General features: G+C 55.9%; 1 protein-coding gene. It reads left to right on the forward strand.

The window, feature by feature from the left end; translation table 11 throughout:
- Positions 1 to 248: hypothetical protein (locus D7Y13_RS46485; protein ID WP_158626239.1), on the forward strand; the 248-nt coding region annotated here is incomplete at its 5' end.
- Positions 249 to 429: the final 181 nt, after the last annotated feature.

Consider the following 429-nt stretch of genomic DNA (forward strand, 5'->3'; position numbering starts at 1 on the left):
GGATTGACGCGCCGGGGCTGATCGACGGCGTGGCCGGGCTAAGCATGGTGTACCGGCGGCTGTATTTGCTCACGGGACGTCCCGATTTTTGGCACGAAGGCCAACACTGGCTCCAGCAGCTTCTAACGGACGTGCGGATGGACAACCCGTCGACGGACTGGTCACTGCTAACGGGGATGCTGGGTATCAGCGGAACCATTCGTCAGTGGCTGGGCAACGAGTCTGGCTTTGACCTACTGTTTCTGTGACGCGGAAACGATCTATAAATGTGCATTGACAGGCTTTAATAATCAATTAGTTTCAACTGTTTACAACTATGAAAAATCTGTTCGTAGCGGCCCTGCTTGTGGCGGCTCCGCTTGGCCTGACTACGCAGGCCCAAAACGTACCGGTGCAGTTTGCTGCCTTGCGAACGCCCACACTGACGGC

This window comes from Corallococcus praedator, assembly GCF_003612125.1.
Classification (GTDB): domain Bacteria; phylum Myxococcota; class Myxococcia; order Myxococcales; family Myxococcaceae; genus Corallococcus; species Corallococcus praedator.